Here is a 17,179-nt window from a genome sequence, read left to right on the forward strand (position 1 = left end):
TGGCGACCGCTCTGACCAGCTGCGCGGGCAGTGCGGGCAGTGCGGGCCATCAGGCGAACACCCCTCGGGCGTCGGCCGGCGTCAGAGCGAAGACCACTGCAGCCGCCGTGGTGTGCGGCTTGACCTCGGCGTACCGATCGCGGATCGCCAGGATCTCCCGGTCTTCCTCGTCGCCGAGCTCCGCGAGACGCCGCCGCATCCCGTCGATGTCGCGGCGACGTTGGCGCTCCTGTTCATCCGGAAGCAGCGACAGCTGCTGATCATTCTCGACCTGCTCCAGTGCACTAAGGCTCTCGGTCAGGTTGGTGCGGAACGCGGCGAAGATGTCCTGCGCTCGCTGGACGTCGGCCGCTTCACGCTTCATCAGCTGCTCGACGACGAGCGTGTGTCGGCGCGCCGCCCGTTGACTCATCGACTGCTCCAAGCGGGCCCGGAGCGCTCCATCGTCGGCGTCCCACAGCCCCGTCAGCTGTACCCGGAGGTCACGCTCGGCGGCGATGAAGGCACCTCCGTCCAGAGCCGTGTCCAGTGCAGTCTCGGCGATGTCCTCGGCCATGACCCGCCGTCCACGCAGCCGGACCCCGGCGAGGAACACCTCTTCGTGCAGCCGCAGACCGCCCCGGCCGACCAGCACCATGCGCGTCACCGCGGCGACGAAGGACTCGGGGAGCCCATCGACGACCACAGCGGTCACCCGGTTCAGCGGGGAGTCGGCGCTCCACAGCGAGCGACGCAACGACCTCTGTGCCTTCTGCACGATGGGGTGCCCGAGGTGCACATAAACCAGGTCGTCGCGTCCCGCGGTCGCCTCCGGGTCGAATGTGATCGGGCGGAGGATGCCGGGCTTTCGACGGGTGTCGAGGCCTCGCAGCGCAGGCCGCCATCCCGCCGTCAGCGCGGGCACATCGAACACCTCGGCGTCGAGGTCCTCGACGAAGTCGTCATTGGGGATCAGCGGCAGCTGGTGGTTGATCTGGAGGGCGGTGTCAACGACTCTGCGCAGGTTGGCGGGAGACAGGTGCATCGCCGTTCGAGAGGCGCTGTAGCCCTGCTCCAGCTCGGTGAGCCTGTAGTTCATGGTCAGACTTCCGGCCAGGGCCTGGGCGATGACCTGGTTTCCGTCGAGGCCCTTCTTCTTGCTCTTCGTGGCCCGCCCCCCAGCAAAGTGCCTCGCCAGCTCGCCGGCCACGACCTGGTTGGCGGACCCGAGGTCGTACTCGACCTGGGCGATCTTGCGACCGATCATCGACAGAAACTGAGCATCGGCGCCGTAGGTCGAGGAGGTCGAGTCCGGGACCAGGTGGAACACCTCGGGGCGCTCGGTCTGGCCGTACCGGTCGATCCGGCCGATCCGCTGCTCTAGGCGTGAGGGGTTGAACGGAATGTCAAAGTTCACCAACCGATGGCAGAACTTCTGCAAGTCGATGCCCTCGCCGGCCGCGTCGGTGGCCAGCAAGACCCGGACCGCTTCCGTGGCCGGATCGGCGTTGAACTGCTCGCGGAGGACTTCGCGCTCTTCGGTCGGCGTCGACCCTTGTATGACGGCCAGCACGTCTGCGTACCCGCGCTGCGTGAGCACCCTGGTCAGCCAGTCGACGGTATCCGCGTACTCGGTGAAGACCACGACGCGCTCGTTCGACCAGGAGCCGGCGGGACGACAGACGGCGTCAAGTAGCTCAACGAGCCGCTCCAGCCGCGAATCAGGCTTGCTCTCATGGCTGCGCCCCCACTGCGCGAGCTCCTCCAATTGCCCCGGCTCGGCGCCGCTGAGTGGGTCGGAGCTCTTCGAGTCTCGGAGTCGGGTCGCTTCGTCCTGCTCCCAGAGCCCTTCCTCGTCGTCGGCCCGCCCCTCCCCGAAGACGTCGTCGTAGTCGTCGTCGGCCAAGCCAGCCCCGGCGCGCGCGGCAACGTAGTGGGACAACGTCGTCCCGAAGGCGTAAGGGCTCGACAGGAATCGCTTCTTCAACAGCATCGTGACGATGTCGCCGCCCGGCCTGGTGCCGTTGAGCTCCGCACTCCGCCGGACGATCCGATCAAGCACCTCGAACTTGCTTTGCTCCTCGGCGCTCGGGGAGTAGGAGAGCGCTGTGACTGAGCGCTTTTGAAAGCCCTTGTCGGTCAGGTCCGTTTTCAGTCGTCGGACGGTGACATCGCGCAGCGCCGCGGCGTCGAGACGAGCGCCTCGCGAGAACCGGCGGGGATCAATCATCTCCATCAGGGCGGTGAACGACTCGGGGTGACCGTTGTGTGGGGTGGCGCTGAGGAAGAGCCGGTGCTCGCACTTCTCGGCCAGTTCACGCACAGCGACGGTGCGGTGGGTGTCAACCGCGTAGCCACGGCCCCCAGCCACCGCCGACGGGCTGGCAGGGGCAACGTGATGGGCCTCATCGACCACGATGATGTCGAAGGCGAAGCGCTTGGCGGACTTCGGGTTGGCCGTGCGCGAGTAGACATCGCGCAGCAGACGCTGTGCCCGCGACTGGGGCAACCACGCCATACTCACGATGACCCGTGGGAAGAGCGTGAAGGGGTTTGCGTGCAGCCCGTGGGAGCGGCGGATCTCCGCCATGAGCTCGCTGTCGACGATGGTGAAGTCCAGACCGAACTTCTCCCGCATCTCGTCCTGCCACTTCAACGACAGGCTCGGCGGACAGACGATCACGACGGTGCGAGCTCGGTGACGGAGCAGCAGCTCCTGAATTACTAGGCCGGCTTCGATCGTCTTACCCAGCCCCACGTCGTCTGCAAGAAGGAGGTTGGTGCGCGGCGCACTAAGCGCGCGACGCAGCGGCTCAAGCTGGTAGGCCTCGACGTTCACACCCGACCAGAACGGGGCCTGGTAGCGGTTGGGGTCGGCTGACGTGACAGCCCCCCACCGCATGGCATCGATGAAGCCGGCGAGCACCGTGGGGTCGTCGAACGCGTCTGGCCGGATTCGCTCGGGCAGCCCCTGGTCCGGGGTGACCGTATGACCGACCTCGAGCTCCCAGACCACCGACAGCTGCTCACCCAGCCGGTCCTCGTCGAGGGACTGCAACTCGACGACGTGCGTCAGGTGCGCCAACGTCTCGTCGGCTGGGCTCCGGGGCAGGCCTTGCGTCCGGACGTTCGCCACCGCCCACGTCGACCCTCGAACCTCGACGACCTGGCCTGGCGTCGGCAACGGGGGCAAATAGTTCGCCCCCTCAAGGCCCTCGACGGAACCTGTGGCGTTTTCCTCGACCGCGAGTCCCCGAGTCACCTCTCGCACATTACGGGCACCCGCGGTCAGGTCGGCTCAATATGTGATGACTCGGTTCCGCCCAGTCACTCCCGTTGCCACGCGAACCATGGCGTGGGAGGGCCGGAGGGGGCCCTACCTGCCACCCGCCGGGTGTCCTACGCCGGCGAGGTCACCCCGTCAGGTGAGGAGAGGCACGAGACCGTCGACGAAACGGTAGGCGGAAGGCAAGTAGTCGACTGAAACTGTGAAGCGGCTGCTGGTCACTGCGACGCCGGCGATCAGTGATCCCTCGGCGTCACGAACCGGGACGGCGAGGCAGGCGGTTCCCTCGTGCAGCTCCCCGGCTTGCCCCGCCCAGTTGTCCGCGCGCACGCGAGTCAGGCAGGCGTCCAGCGCGTCCGGTCGCGTCACCGTCGCCCTCATCAACCGCGTTAACTTGGCCGGCGGCACAAGGTCGCGCCACTCGGGCTGCTCGGCCAGCAGCAGCTTGCCGGCCGCGGTCGCGTGCAGGTGGCGCTCCACCAGCGCCGGGTCCTGCAGCGGCAGATCGGGGTCCATGTCGGCCACCCGCAGCGTCGTCGCCGTGTACAAGATCAGGTGCACCCCGGCCCGCACCTCCTTACGGAGGTCGGCGAGAACAGCTCGGGCGGCCGACGGCACCCGCACCGGCGCGATCGCCCCGGCCAGCCCGGCCACCTTGCGACCCAACGCGAACCCGCTCAGGTCCGGCAGCCGGACCAGGTACTGCTCCCCCACCAGCAGGTTCAGCAGTCGGTACACCGTCGCCGGCGGCATGCCCAGCGACTCGGCCACCTCCTTCGCCGTCACCCCCGCCCCCAGCCGCGCCACGCACTCCAGCACCGCCAGCGCGCTCTGCACCGCCTTCGGCTGCCGCCCGGACAGCCCGCCGTCCGCCGCCATCAGGCCGCCATCGACCCGGGCAGCACGCTCGCCACCGTCGGCTCGTCGTAGACCCCGACCCGCGCCAGCCGCGACGGCCGGCGCAGCGCCAGCCACGCAGCCCACGCCGCCCCTGGCAGCAGTACCGCCAGGTACGCCCACGACATGGCCCGGCCGCCCTGCCAGGACTCCCCGCCCAGCGCCACCACCAGCACGAGCAGCCACAACCCCGCCGCCACCAACCCGCCGACCACCGGCCAGACCGTCAGCTCACCGATCCGGCGCAGGAACAGCGGCGCCGCCGCGCACACCAGCACGTAGGCCAGCACGTAGCCGAACGCCGACACGGTGATCGTCCCGGTCAGCACCGAACGCCCGCCGGCACCGGCCAGCAGCGCCACGAACGGCACCCCGACCACCAGCGGCAGGCACAGCGACAGCGCCTGCACGGGGGTGCCCCGTCGAAGGTGCACCCGCCCGAACGCCGCGGGCAGCACGCCCTCCCGGCCCATGGAGAACAGCACCCGCGCCAGCGCGTTCACCGAGCCGGTCACGCAGGCGAAGAACGACGCCGCGATGCCGACGTCCAGCAGCCGCACCAGCCAGCCGGTTTCCCCGGCCAGCGCGGACACCGGCACCGGGCTCATCAGCACCTCCAGCGGGGCCCGGCGGAGCAGCACCACCTGCGCCACCGCGCCGACCAGGAACAGCACCCCGGCCACCGCCGGCGTCCAGAGCACCGCCCGCGGCACCGCGATCAGCGGCCGCTGCGCCTCCACGCCCAGCACCCCGGCGCTCTCGAAGCCCATGAACGCCGTCACCCCGAGGACGACGCCGACCGCGACCCCGCCCCAGCGCACGTCCCCGTCGACCACGGGCGCCGCCGTCCCCAGCCCCTCCGGCAGCCGCAGCAGCAGTACGGCGAGCACCACCAGGACGACGGCGATCGACACCACCTCCAGGGCCAGCGCCACCCGCGCCGACAGCTGGATGCCGCGCACCGTGCACCACCCGGCCAGCCCACCCACCAGCAGGACCAGCAGAGCGACGGACGACGAGGGCAACGAGAACAGCGCCGCCAGGTACAGCGCGCAGCCCACCAGCGCCGACATGGACACCGCCGCGTAGCCGATCGCCAGCGACCACCCGCCCACCACGGCTCCGACCGGCCCGAGCCCGCGCGCGGTGTACGTGTAGACCCCGCCGACGGCGGCCAGCCGCTGGGCGAACAGCGACACGCACCAGCCGACCAGGAGCACCAGCACCGTCGCCGCGACGAACGCCGGCAGCGTCGCGCGTCCCGCGCCGGCCAGCACGATCGCCGGCACCGTCACCATCGCCGCCGACGGCGCCAGCGCCGATACCGATGCTCCGGGTGCTCGGCCCAGGTCAGCGCTAGCTTCTTCCGCTCCACTCCGACAGCCGCAGCTGGTCCCGGCTGACCAGCACCGGCCGCGTCGTCCACCGGCTCTGCCAGCCCTCCCGCTCGCTCTGCAGCGCCGCCAGGGACCGGCGCAGCGTCGACGATCCCGTCGTCCCACGGATGTGGTCCCCCGCCACCCGACTCCGCAGCGTCGCCTTCGACGCCGTCCCAGGGAAACGTCCCCGCCGACGTGATGAAGCGGCGAGCGGTGTGGACGACGGCGTCGTCAGATCAGCTCGACGCACCGCAGATGACGGACCGAGAGGTGGCCCCGGTCCTGTGTTGCCTGCTTTCCCATCGGCCAGCTGCCCAGCGCCATTAATTGCAGGCGTTTTCGTCCGTTCTTGACCCCGCGCATGGATTTCTTACCGGTCCCGTGAACGTGATTCGTGCGCAACGGCACGGCAACACAGGACCCCCACGATCCACGGCAGAACGTTCCAGCGCGGACCCGATGAACGGGAGACCACCGGCATGGACACAGATCATGAGTGAGAAGAACGCGCTGACGGTGAGCATCGGGGTGCTCGGCGCCCTCTCCGTCCTGCTGACCGCCGAGGTCATCGAAGTCCCGGTCTGGGTGGTCTTCATCGCCTGGGCGTCGTTCTTCATCCTCGGTGGTGGCGTCGGCGGCCTCGTGCAGTCGATCGCCAGCAACCTGACCGGCGTCGCCATCGCCTCGCTGTGCCTGCTGGTCATCCAGCAGGCCACGCTGGGCGTTCTGCTCACCGCCATCGTCGTGGGCGTCGGCAGCGCCGGGATGGTCGCCGTCTCCCGCGTCCCGCTGCTCACCGCGATTCCCGCGATCGTCTGGGGTTTCGCCACCACGGTCGGCACGTCCGCGGTCACCGGCCGGGATGTCACCTACGCAGACAGCATCGGGAACCCGGTCCTGATGGTGGCCACCGCCCTCGTCCTCGGCGGCCTGTTCGGCATCGCATCGGAACGGCTCGCTGCCGTCCTCACCGGCGGGAAGGACCGTGATCTGACCACCACCACGGAAGGAGCCTCGACGTGAAACTGCAGCACGCCCTCGGTGGCCTGGAAGGGCTCGAGACCACACCGGTCAACTTCGAGAAGCGTGTCTTCGTCGAGGACTGGGAGAAGCGGATCTTCGGGATCCACGCCGCGATGATGGGGCTCAGCGACTCACTGCGGGACGCCGGCTACGACATGGACGCGGCAGGCGCGGCCGTGAACACCACATGGACGTGGGCGGACCTCCGCAAGGGCGCCGAGGCGATGAACCCCTTCGACTACTTCAGGCTCCGGTACTACGAGAAGTGGCTGGGCGGCATCACCAGCTACTTCCTCCAGCACGGCTACGTCACCGAGGAAGAGCTCGCGGCCGCCACCGCCACGTACGCGGAGACCCCTACCGCCGAGCTGCCGGTACGCCCTAGCGACTCCATCGACGACCAGGTCATCCGCTACCTCCGCCAGGGCGACACTCCGCACCGTGGCCCCGGCGAACCCCGCTTCGCCGCCGGCGACGCGGTGACCGTCGGCAACCCACCGCACAGCGACCACACCCGGCTGCCCGGCTATCTCCGCGGCCGCAGCGGCGTGATCGAGCGCGTCTGGAGCGGCAGCTACGCCTACTTCTGCTCCACCGGACCCGACGGCCTCGGCGAGCAGCCCGTGCCGGTCTACGTCGTCCGCTTCGAGCCGGCGGAGGTCTGGGGCGCCGCCGCCGAACTGAACGCCGGGCCGATCTACGTCGAGCTGTACGAGACCTACCTGAACCCGCCGACCACCACCGAGGACGTCGCCTGATGAGCACGCAGTTCGCCTTCCCGTCCGACCGCGAAGAGCAGAGCGCCGCCAAGGTGCGCGCCCTCGAGTCGCTGCTCATCGAGAAGGGGGTCATCACCCACACCACGGTCGACAAGGTGCTGGGCTACTTCGAGTCGGAGATGACCCCGCTCAACGGCCAGAAGATCGTCGCCCGCGCCTGGGTGGACCCAGACTTCGCCGCCCTGCTCGCCACCGACGCACCCGCAGCGGTCGCGCAGCTGGACCTCCCCAACGGCATGGCCGGCGCCGAGGGCGAGCACCTCGCGGCCGTGCTCAACGAGCCCGGCGTGCACAACCTGGTCATCTGCACCCTCTGCTCCTGCTTCCCGTGGCCGGTGCTCGGGCTGCCGCCGTACTGGTACAAGGACCCGGTCTTCCGCGCCCGGGCGGCCCGCGAACCGCGTGCGGTACTGACCGAGCTCGGTGTGCCGCTGGACGACGACACCGAGGTGCGCGTCTGGGACTCCAGCGGTCACTCCCGCTGGTTCGTCGTCCCGGAACGCCCCGCCGGCACCGAGGGATGGACCGAGGAACAGCTCGCCGCGCTGGTCACCACCGAGTCGATGATCGGCGTCGCCCTCGCCGACGCCCCCGCCCCGGTCTGAGTCGAGGAGATCCGATGAGCAGCGACGTCGTCGACTTCACCTACGACGCGGACGGCAAGGCCGTCTTCCACGACTCCTGCGTCACCGACCTGGACCAGCCGACCTTCGACGCCGAGTGGCAGCGCCGCGCCTTCGGCCTGGCGGTGGCCCTGTCGGAGTTCCGCCACTACGAGTGGACGGACTTCCAGCAGGCACTGATCGGCGAGATCGGCGCCTGGGAGAACGCGCCGGCCGACGCCCGCGGCCGCTGGGAGTACTACGAGCACTGGGTGAGCGCCCTGCACGAGGTGGTCGCCGGGCACGGACTGCTGGAGGAGGGCTACGTCAACCCCGAAGACCGCGACGACCACTGACCGCCGGCGCCCGCGACGACCGCCGCGTGGGCGATCAGGTGGTGCACGAAGGCGCCCAGTAGCGCGCTGCCCGACTGGTTCTCGCCACGCCTCTCCACGAGACACATCGCGGCAAGCTCAGGTGAACAGCGACGTTCGCGTTCTCTCGATGGGGTCCAACCCCGGTCGAAGCCCCGTCGAGCGCACAACGGCGTCCGGGTCACTCTCCGGCTCTGGCCGCCTCGCGCCAGCGCGTGCGGGCATCGCGCAGGAACCCGTGCAGCGGGTGGGCGGCGTTGTCGGCCAGGTTGAGCGGTGGTTCCAGCTCGGCGATCACCTCGGCCTCGACCGTCCACGGCTCGGAGTGCTCGGCCCAGGTCAGCCGCAGCTTCTCCCCCATCCACTCCGACAGCCGCAGCTCGTCGGCGTTGACCAGCACCGGCCGGGTCGTCCACCGGCTCTGCCAGCCCTGCTGCTCGCTGAGCAACGCAGCCAGCGACCGGCGCAACGTCGACGATCCCGTCGTCCCACGGATGTGGTCTCCCACTACCCGGCTGCGCAGCGTGGCCTTCGACGCCGCCCCGTTCGGCGCGATGCCCACGTACAGCAACTGCAGGCCGGCGACCTCGTGCCGCGGCCCGGAGATCCCGGGCAGCGCACCGAACCGCCCCCACCACGCATAGACCCCCGGCGCGGCAGGCACGCCGGCGCGCGCCTCGTCCAGCGACACGGGGAGCGAGCGCAGCGCGGCGACCACGGAGTTCATGCCGACAGTCAAACGCCCGGAACATGCAGGACCCAATCCGCACGGCGGCGGCAGAGCACCGTGCGGAGAAGTTGACCGACGTCCCCGGCTTCCGTAACCGGAGCGGAGCGAGCGGGAGGTGTCGTGTGGGCACCGACTTCGAGAGGACCGCCCGTGCCCGACCTGTTCTCCCCCTTCACGCTCAAGGGCGTGACGCTGCGCAACCGCATCGCCATGTCGCCGATGACCATGTACGGCTCGGTCGACGGCCAGATGGACGACTATCACGTCATGTACCTCGGGGCCCGCGCCGCCGGCGGCTTCGGGCTGGTCTTCCCCGAGCAGATCGCCATCACCCCCGACGGCCGGACGACGACGTCCTGCGCCGGCATCTGGGACGACAACCAGATCGCCGGCCACGCCCGGGTCACCGCGATCATCAAGCGCTTCGGCGCCGTCCCGGGCATCCAGCTCGGCCACACCGGCCGCAAGGGCAGCGAGGTCCCGCCGCACAAGGAGACCAACGCCCAGGGCTCCTGGAAGGCCCTCCCGCCGGACCACCCGGACGGCTGGCAGACCGTCGGCCCCTCGGCCATCCCCGCCGGCGGCGACCACTCCTACCCGGTGCACCAGCTGACGGTCGAGGAGATCAAGAGCCTGCACCGCAGCTACGCCGACGCCGCCCGCCGCGCCGCCGACGCCGGCTACGAGTGGCTGGAGATGCACTTCGCGCACGGCTACCTCGCCGCCAGCTTCTTCTCCCCGCTCGCCAACCAGCGCACCGATGAGTACGGCGGCAGCAACCGCAACCGGGCCCGCTTCCTGCTCGAGGCTCTCGACGCCGTCCGGGAGGTCTGGCCCGAGCACCTCCCGCTGACCATGCGGCTGGGCTCGGACGACTTCCACCCCGGCGGCGTGCAGTTCGAGGACTCCATCGAGGCCATCGGCTGGATGAAGGAGCACGGCCTCGACCTCGCCGACCTCTCCATGGGCGGCAACACCGACGAGATGGTCAACCCCTCGTTCTTCAACGAACCCGCGGGCTTCGTCCCGCGCGCCACCCGGGTCCGCCGCGAGGTTGGCATCCCCGTCGCCACCAGCTGGAACCTCGGCGTCCCGCAGACCGCCGACTCGGTGATCCGCTCCGAGCTCATCGACGTCGCGATGATCGGTCGGCCGGCCCTGTCGAACCCGCACTGGCCGGTCTGGGCCGCCCGCGAGCTCGGCGTGGAGGCCCCGTTCGACCTGCTGCCGGCGGACTGGCGGTGGTGGCTGTCGAACTTCCGCGGCCACGCCCCGAGCATCGGGTTGCCGCCCACCCCGGCCGAGGTGCGCGCGGCCGCCACGGCCGACGTCCCGATCGCCGAGTTCGGCGAGGTGCCGGTCAGCGTCTGACCCTGCGGGCGGCCGACGTGATAACGTCGGCCGCCCGCACCGGCGGTGGGCAGCCCGGCGCACGATCGAGGCGACCGCAGCATCGGGCGACGGTGCCGACCGTCTCCTGGTCGACGTACCGATCTACGTCGGGTCGTCGATCGGTCCCTCGCCGGCCAGCCAGGCGTCCTCGCGGGCGTGGAAGGCGACCAGCTCCGCCCACCGGTCGTCGCCGAGCAGGTCGAGGTTGAGCTGCACCCCGCGCTTCGTTTGCAGATACCCGAGATACCGGTACGACGGGCGCAGCCCGGCCAGCAGGGCAACGTCCAGGTCGGGCACCTCGCCGGGGACGACCGGCCGCAGCTCGTCCCACTCGAACAGCACGTGGAAGGTCAGCAGCTTCCAGGAACCAGCCGACCGCACGGCCCGGGAGAAGAACCGGCAGTAGGCGTGGACGTCGGCCTGGATGCCACCGACCTCCTCACGCAGGAAGATCTTCGCCGGGCTCTCCACAGTCGCGCGGTCGCCGTCGACCTGGGCGAAGGCGGGGAACACCCAGTGCTTGCCGGAGAACGGCCCCGCCGGGGCGTCGCCCAGCAACGAGCGCGTCGCCTCGACGTAGGCCTGGCCGCCGACGCCGTCGTACCAGGTGGTCCGCACCCACGCACCGGGGTGGAAGCAGCCGGCCATCACGTCGAACCGCCGCTGGTCGCGCGCGAAGCGCTCGCGCCGGACCAGGTCGAACAGGTCTTGCTCGTCAGCCGACGGCACGAGGCGCGCCTCCGCCGAGCTCGGCGCTCAGCGCGTTGGTCGTGGCCAGCAACTGCTCCAGGGTCGATTCGAGGTCCAGCTCGCCCGCCCCCAGCAGCGCCACCGTCGCGGCCAGGCCCTTGTCGTCGAACACGGGGGCGGCCACCGCGACGGTGCTCCCGTTCCACACCACGCTGTAGCCCTGCCGCCGGGCCGAGTAGACGTCGGTCTCCAACCGGGCCCGCTGCGCCGGCGACATCCCGGCGGTGGCGGTCTCCATGGCCGAGGCGTCCCCGTAGGCGAACATCAGCTGCGACTGAGCGGCCGTCGGGTCCAGCTTGGTGCCCGGGTGCACCGTCATGACGACGACCCGGCTGGTGTCCTCCTCGGTCAGCGCCACCACCGGCCCGGTGGTGCCGCGGACGCTGAGGACCGCCGTCATACGGACGGCGGTCCTCAGCCGCTGCAGGTGCGGCCCGGCGATCTCCACCACCCGCCGCCGGCCCAGCGCCTGCACCCCCAGCTCGAGCATCAGCCCACCGAGCGCGAACGTCCCCCGGCGAGACCCCCGCTCGAGGATCCCGGCCGCCGCCATCGAGGCGCAGTAGCGGTAGGCCGTCGTCCGGTTGAGCCCGGTCGCGTCGGCGATGTCCGCCGCCGTCAGCTCGACCACCTGCGGACCGAACAGTGCGCAGATCTGGGCGACCCGAGCCACCGCACGGATGTCAGCGGTCGACGTCGCGTCCTCGGAGTTCGCCATGCGCGAAGAGTAGTTCACCAGGGGCACTTCTCGACGTGTCCGCACTCGAGCGGGGTGCTCAGCCGGCCAGCCAGTTGGTCAGCTGCGCGGAGACCTCGTTGTAGTTCTCGGCGTACCAGTCGACGTCCTGCATCACGTTCTCCCCGGTGTTCACCGGCCCGTAGACCTCGACCTTCTGCTGGCTCTCCGACAGCTCCGGCTCCGACGTCGTGTTCACCGGCGCCGTCCCCAGGTCCTCGGAGATCGCCGCCGCGGCCTCCGGGCCGGTGAGGGAGGAGACGAAGGCCTCCGCGGCCGCCGCGTTCGGGGCGCCCTTCGGCACCGCGAAGGCGCTCAGCGTCGTCACGGTGGTGTCCCAGACGATCGTGATGTCCAGGCCCTGGTCCAGCAGCGGCACCAGTCGCGAGTCCGACAGCAGGAACATGTCCACCTGGCCTGAGCCGACCGCCTGCTGCAGCGCGCCGACGTTGGGGGCGAAGGTGGTGACGTCGCGGATGGTGTCCAGCTTCTCCAGCGCCCGGTCGACGTCCAGCGGGTAGAGCTCCTCGGGGGCGACCCCGTCGGCGAGCAGCGGGTACTCCAGGATGCCGTTCTGCAGGTTGGTCAGGATGCCGCGCTGACCCGGGAACTCCTCCACGTCGAAGAAGTCCTCGATCGTCTGGGGCGCCGTGCTCGGGTCCGGGTACGCCTCGGTCCGGTAGGCGAAGGGCGTGGAGTTGATGAACCCGCCGACGTAGCACTCGCCGACCGCCTGCTCGACCAGCTCGTCCTCGCTGACGCCGCTGTACTCCACCGGCTCGAAGAGCGTGTCGCAGTTCTGCTGCGCGGCCGCCGGAGCGACGGCGACGACGTCCCAGGAGACGGCGCCGGCCTCGACCTGGGCCTTGACCTGGGCGACGTCCGGCGGGGAGGTGTTGACGAAGGTGACCCCCGGGTTCTCCGCCGTGTAGGGCTCCTGCCAGTCCTTGATCATGGCGTCCTGACCGTCGCCGCCGTAGCCGACGAACGTCAGCTGGGCCTCGTCGGCGGCACCCGCCGCGGCGGGGTCGCCCCCGCCGTCGTCACTGCCACAGGCGGCGAGTGAGGTGGTGAGGACGATCGCGCCGAGAGCTCCGAACGCGCGCATGGATCGTGGCATCGTTGTCACTTCCTTGAGAGGCGGGCTCGTGAGGCCCAGAAGGTTGTTCGGCATGTGATGTGTGTCATCGCCATGTGAACGCTAGCCCCGTGCGAAGCAGTGCGACAAGCATGTCGAGCGGGGCATCTGAGAAAGTTGCACCGCGCTGTGACACGACCGTGCACATCGTGAACGCGCAGGTGGAAGGCCACTTTCCGCCGTCCGGCTCCGGGCATGCCGAGGCACCGCGCGGCGGTCCACCGCGCGGTGCCTCGGGACGAGCGTCAGCGCGACACGACCCGCTGCCGCTCCACCCGCCACCAGGCCACCACGTCCTGCCCGACGGCCAGCTGGGTCTCCGACGCGTCCAGCCGGGCCCGCCCGACCACGTCGCTGCTGCCATAGGAGAGGACGACGTTCCGGTAGGAGCCCAGGTAGTGGACGTCGGTGACCCGCGCCGGCACCGCGTTCGCACCGGCCGGCACCTCGTCGGCCCGCTGGGCGATGCGCACGTCCTCCGGCCGCACCATCAGCGCCGCGTGCTCTGCGGCCCGCGCCCGGTCGGACACCGTGCGCGGCTCCACCGCCCAGGTGCGGTCGCCCCACACCACGGTGCTGCCCGGCGCCTGGGCCAGCTCGAAGACGTTCGAGTCGCCCAGGAAGGTCGCGGTGAAGAGGGTCTCCGGCGCCCGGTACAGCGTCTCCGGGCTGCCGACCTGTTCGATCCGCCCGCTGTTGAACAACGCGATCCGGTCCGAGAGGCTCATCGCCTCCTCCTGGTCGTGGGTGACGAAGACGAACGTCGAGCCCACCTCCCGGTGGATCCGCTGGATCTCCGCCTGCAGCGCGCCGCGCAGGTTGCGGTCCAGTGCGCCCAGCGGCTCGTCCAGCAGCAGCGCCTTCGGGTCGAAGACGATGGCGCGGGCCAGCGCCACCCGCTGCTGCTGCCCGCCGGAGAGCTGGGACGGCACGTTGTCGTCGCGCCCGGTGAGCTGGACGAGCTCCAGCACCTCGGCCACCCGGCGGGTGATCTCCGCCTTGGGCACCTTCCGCTCCCGCAGCGGGTAGGCGACGTTCTGCGCCACCGTCATGTGCGGGAACAGTGCGTAGTTCTGGAACAGCATCCCCAGGTCCCGCTTGTGCGGCGGGAGGCTGCTGACGTCGTCCCCGTTGAACGCGATGCGCCCCGAGGTGAGGGTCTCGAAGCCGGCGATCAGGTTCAGGGTCGTGGTCTTGCCGGAGCCGCTGGGACCGAGCAGGGTCATAAACTCCCCCGGCTCGATGGTCAGCGAGACGCCGTCGACGGCCGGCACGGCCAGGCCGTAGTCCTTCACGACGTCGGTCAGCCGGATCTGCGTCCCCGCCCGGGGGACGGCGGGCGCGGCCGTCGGGGCGACGGTGGACGTGGTGGTGGCGGGCATGCCAGCTCCTATCGGTTCTTGCGCCGGCTGCCCAGCAGCAGCGGGACGAGACAGATGACGGTGACCGCGGTGACCACCAGGCTGGAGGTCGCGGCGATGGTCGGGTCGACCTCGAAGGTGACGCTGTTGAACATCTGGACAGGCAGCGTCTGGAAGGTCGGGGAACGCAGGAACAGCGCGATGACCACCTCGTCGAAGGAGGTCACAAAGGCGAAGATCGCGCCGGTGAGGATGCCCCGGCTGATCAGCGGCATGGTCACTCGCAGGAAGGTCCGCAGCGGGTTGGCGCCCAGCGACGCCGAGGCCCGCAACAGCTTGGGGTCGAAGCCGCTCAGCGCACTGGTCACCGACACCAGCACGAACGGCATGCCGATCGCGGCGTGCGCGAGCACGTACCCGGTGAAGGAGCCCACCAGGTGCCACTTCAGGAAGGAGATGTAGACGACGACCGCGATGACGATGCCCGGCGTGACGATCGAGATCATCAGCACCGTGCGGGCCAGCCGGGCCATCCGGCCGGTCAGGTTGTGCAGCCCGACCGCCGCAGCGGTGCCGACCACGGTGGCCAGCAGCGCGGCGACCACCGCGACGGCGACCGAGTTGCGCAGCGAGGTCAGCCAGACCGGGTCGGTGAAGAAGTTCCGGTAGAGCTGCAGCGTGAAGCCCTCGGGCGGGAAGCTGAACGTCGAGGACTCGCTGAAGCTCATCGGGATGACGAACAGCGTCGGGAGCACGAAGTACAGCGCGACCAGCGCCACCACCACCCGCAGCCACCACGGGACGGCGTCCACGCTGCGCTGGCGGCGTCGGGCTGGCCGGGCAGCGGGCGCCCGGGGGACGTCGAGCTCGGGTGCCGTGGTCATCGCTGCTCCTTGGTGCCGGTGGTGGCGACGACGCCGATCGCCGAGACGGTGCCGCCGATGCGGTTCGCCCAGGCCACCAGCACCAGGGTGATCACCAGCACGAGCATCCCGAGGGCGCCGGCACCGGCGAAGTCCAGGAGCTGGGTGGTGCGCTGGGCCAGCAGCTGGGCGATCAGCGACTCCTGCGGAGTGCCGAGCAGGGCGGGGGTGACGTAGAAGCCCAGGCTCAGCGTGAAGACCAGGATCAGGCCCGCGGTGACGCCGGCCCGGGACAGCGGCCAGTAGATCTTCCAGAACGCCACCAGCGGGGAGGACCCGAGGCCGCGCGCAGCCAGCAGCAGCCGCCGGTCGATGCCGCTCAGCGCGCTGAACAGTGGCAACACCATGAACGGCAGCAGCACCTGGCTCATCGCGATGGCGACGCCGGAGACACTGCCGTAGAGGACGACGTCCAGGCCGAAGAGCTGGAAGAACTCGTCGACCGGCCCGCCACGCTGCAGGATCAGGATCCAGGCGAAGTTGCGGGCCATGACCGAGGTCCAGAACGGCACCAGCACGATGACCAGCAGGACGGCCCGCATCCGCGGCCCGACCCGGGTCATCACGTAGGCGTAGGGGTAGCCGAGCACGAAGGCGATCACGGTGACCAGCAGGGCGGTCTGCGCCGTGCGCAGCAGCACCGTGAGGGTGACGCCGTCGGTGAACAGCAACCGGTAGTGCTCGTCGGTGAGGTCGGGGGCGCCGACGCTGCGCAGGAAGCTCTGCGCCAGCGGGATCAGCAGCACCACGCCGAGCAGTCCGAGGGCCGGGACGAGCAGCAGCCAGTGCGGCCGCGGCGCTCGGCGCCCGGCCGGCGCCGACCGGCCGGGGTCGGTTCGTTCGCGTGCGAGGACTGTCATGGGAGGTCCACCTTCCGACTCAGCCGGCGACCATGGAGCCGAGCGTGGAAGCCGCCTCCTGGAGGGCATGGACCCGCTCCGCGGAGTCGGAGGGGTTGAGCATCGTGCTGGTGCCGATCAGCGCCATCGCCGCCTGGACGTCGTAGGTCGCCAGCACCGGCACCGCGACCGACGCCAGGCCGACGCGGTCCAGGTCGGCCCAGGCGAGCCGGTGCCGCCGGACGTCGTGCAGCGCGCTGCGCTCGACGGCGGCCTGGGCCTCGGTGAGCGTCGCGTGCGCCCGGGTCACCGCGCTCGGGTCGGACTGGAACGCCAGCAGCACGCGGGTCTGCGCCGCCTTCACCTCGAGCACCGTGCCGACCCGGACGGTGAGCAGGATCGTCGTCTGCTGCGGCTCCTCGACCAGCGTCACCACGGCGCCGGTGCGCCCCAGGAAGCTGAGCACGGCGGTCAGGCCGGTGGTGTCGGCCAGCTGGCGCATGATCGCCGGCGCCAGGGTGATCAGCTGCTGGCGGACCGAGACCAGCGCCGACAGCTGGTCCAGCAGCGGCCCCGGACCGGCGGTGGCGCTGAGGAACCCGGCCCGCTGCAACGACTGCAGGTAGCGGTGCGCGGTGGTGCGGTTGAGGCCGAGCCGCTCGGCGACGAGTGGCGCGGTCAGCCGGCGGGTGTCCTGGTCGAGCAGCGCCAGCACGTTCGCGGCCCGGTCGATCGCCTGGATCAGCGCCCGTTCCGAGTCGGCTCCCATCGGCGCCCGACTCGCCGGCCGTACCGGCTGTTCCGGCGGGGCCGGCCGTGCCGGCGGCGCCTGCTGGCCGCGGACAGCGACCTCCATGTCCCACCCCCTCGTTTGCGCGCCTGACCGAGTGCCAGGTGCGCTGCGTCACAGAGTGAAGCAGCCGCGAGTTCAGGATGCAATCACCGATTTCGCATCATGAACACAGCTGGCCCTGAGGGCTGGACATGGTCG

17 protein-coding genes are annotated in these 17,179 nt (G+C 70.6%); 5 read left to right on the plus strand and 12 right to left on the minus strand.

Translation table 11 applies throughout. From position 1 onward, the window contains the following. Window positions 1-49: 49 nt before the first annotated feature. The 4 genes from drmD to O2W20_RS22715 form a co-directional block, all read right to left on the minus strand. Window positions 50-3,241: a DISARM system SNF2-like helicase DrmD gene (gene drmD / locus O2W20_RS20665; RefSeq protein ID WP_269173503.1), complete on the minus strand. Its 3,192-nt coding sequence runs from the start codon at window positions 3,239-3,241 to the stop codon at window positions 50-52. Window positions 3,242-3,400: 159 nt separating this feature from the next. Next, window positions 3,401-4,144: an IclR family transcriptional regulator gene (locus O2W20_RS20670; RefSeq protein ID WP_269173504.1), complete on the minus strand. Its 744-nt coding sequence runs from the start codon at window positions 4,142-4,144 to the stop codon at window positions 3,401-3,403. Then, window positions 4,144-5,460: an APC family permease gene (locus O2W20_RS20675; protein WP_269173505.1), complete on the minus strand. Its 1,317-nt coding sequence runs from the start codon at window positions 5,458-5,460 to the stop codon at window positions 4,144-4,146. The genes O2W20_RS20670 and O2W20_RS20675 overlap by 1 nt, the downstream gene beginning before the upstream one ends. 58 nt (window positions 5,461-5,518) lie before the next feature. After that, window positions 5,519-5,791, minus strand: coding sequence for a GIY-YIG nuclease family protein (locus O2W20_RS22715; protein ID WP_331254134.1), 273 nt, complete (start codon window positions 5,789-5,791; stop codon window positions 5,519-5,521). Window positions 5,792-6,033: 242 nt separating this feature from the next. Between O2W20_RS22715 and O2W20_RS20685 the strand changes: the two genes are divergently transcribed. Genes O2W20_RS20685 through O2W20_RS20700 form a run of 4 tightly spaced genes read left to right on the plus strand, consistent with a single transcriptional unit; the run spans window position 6,034 to window position 8,301 of the window. Beyond that, complete coding sequence (locus O2W20_RS20685) at window positions 6,034-6,564, plus strand: DUF1097 domain-containing protein (RefSeq protein ID WP_269173507.1); 531 nt, start codon at window positions 6,034-6,036, stop codon at window positions 6,562-6,564. Then, window positions 6,561-7,322, plus strand: coding sequence for a nitrile hydratase subunit beta (gene nthB, locus O2W20_RS20690; RefSeq protein ID WP_269173508.1), 762 nt, complete (start codon window positions 6,561-6,563; stop codon window positions 7,320-7,322). The genes O2W20_RS20685 and nthB overlap by 4 nt, the downstream gene beginning before the upstream one ends. After that, the gene (gene nthA / locus O2W20_RS20695; RefSeq protein WP_269173509.1) at window positions 7,322-7,948 is read left to right on the plus strand and encodes a nitrile hydratase subunit alpha; all 627 of its coding nucleotides are present in this window, start codon (window positions 7,322-7,324) and stop codon (window positions 7,946-7,948) included. Before nthB ends, nthA begins: the two co-directional genes overlap by 1 nt. A 14-nt stretch (window positions 7,949-7,962) precedes the next feature. Then, window positions 7,963-8,301, plus strand: a complete 339-nt coding sequence (locus tag O2W20_RS20700; protein WP_269173510.1) for a nitrile hydratase accessory protein — start codon at window positions 7,963-7,965, stop codon at window positions 8,299-8,301. A gap of 199 nt (window positions 8,302-8,500) precedes the next feature. Here O2W20_RS20700 and O2W20_RS20705 read toward each other — a convergent pair whose 3' ends face one another. Beyond that, the gene (locus O2W20_RS20705; protein ID WP_269173511.1) at window positions 8,501-9,046 is read right to left on the minus strand and encodes a GIY-YIG nuclease family protein; all 546 of its coding nucleotides are present in this window, start codon (window positions 9,044-9,046) and stop codon (window positions 8,501-8,503) included. Between the two features lie 153 nt (window positions 9,047-9,199). On the opposite strand from O2W20_RS20705, the gene O2W20_RS20710 reads away from it, so the two are divergent. Then, entirely contained in the window at window positions 9,200-10,420 is a 1,221-nt protein-coding gene (locus O2W20_RS20710) for an NADH:flavin oxidoreductase/NADH oxidase (protein ID WP_269173512.1), read from the plus strand. 123 nt (window positions 10,421-10,543) lie between these two features. Here O2W20_RS20710 and O2W20_RS20715 read toward each other — a convergent pair whose 3' ends face one another. The 7 genes from O2W20_RS20715 to O2W20_RS20745 form a co-directional block, all read right to left on the minus strand. After that, window positions 10,544-11,170, minus strand: a complete 627-nt coding sequence (locus O2W20_RS20715) for a nuclear transport factor 2 family protein (RefSeq protein WP_269173513.1) — start codon at window positions 11,168-11,170, stop codon at window positions 10,544-10,546. Then, the gene (locus O2W20_RS20720; RefSeq protein ID WP_269173514.1) at window positions 11,157-11,909 is read right to left on the minus strand and encodes an IclR family transcriptional regulator; all 753 of its coding nucleotides are present in this window, start codon (window positions 11,907-11,909) and stop codon (window positions 11,157-11,159) included. The genes O2W20_RS20715 and O2W20_RS20720 overlap by 14 nt, the downstream gene beginning before the upstream one ends. Window positions 11,910-11,967: 58 nt before the next feature. Further along, on the minus strand, window positions 11,968-13,035 hold the full coding sequence (locus O2W20_RS20725; protein ID WP_269173515.1) for an extracellular solute-binding protein: 1,068 nt from the start codon (window positions 13,033-13,035) through the stop codon (window positions 11,968-11,970). Window positions 13,036-13,310: 275 nt separating this feature from the next. After that, window positions 13,311-14,447: an ABC transporter ATP-binding protein gene (locus O2W20_RS20730; RefSeq protein ID WP_269173516.1), complete on the minus strand. Its 1,137-nt coding sequence runs from the start codon at window positions 14,445-14,447 to the stop codon at window positions 13,311-13,313. Between the two features lie 8 nt (window positions 14,448-14,455). Continuing rightward, the gene (locus O2W20_RS20735; protein WP_269173517.1) at window positions 14,456-15,310 is read right to left on the minus strand and encodes an ABC transporter permease; all 855 of its coding nucleotides are present in this window, start codon (window positions 15,308-15,310) and stop codon (window positions 14,456-14,458) included. Beyond that, entirely contained in the window at window positions 15,307-16,209 is a 903-nt protein-coding gene (locus O2W20_RS20740) for an ABC transporter permease (RefSeq protein WP_269173518.1), read from the minus strand. The genes O2W20_RS20735 and O2W20_RS20740 overlap by 4 nt, the downstream gene beginning before the upstream one ends. A gap of 19 nt (window positions 16,210-16,228) precedes the next feature. Further along, window positions 16,229-16,957, minus strand: a complete 729-nt coding sequence (locus O2W20_RS20745) for an IclR family transcriptional regulator (RefSeq protein WP_269173519.1) — start codon at window positions 16,955-16,957, stop codon at window positions 16,229-16,231. Window positions 16,958-17,179 lie beyond the last annotated feature (222 nt).

It is taken from the genome of Modestobacter sp. VKM Ac-2982, from assembly GCF_026967935.1.
Lineage (GTDB): Bacteria > Actinomycetota > Actinomycetes > Mycobacteriales > Geodermatophilaceae > Modestobacter.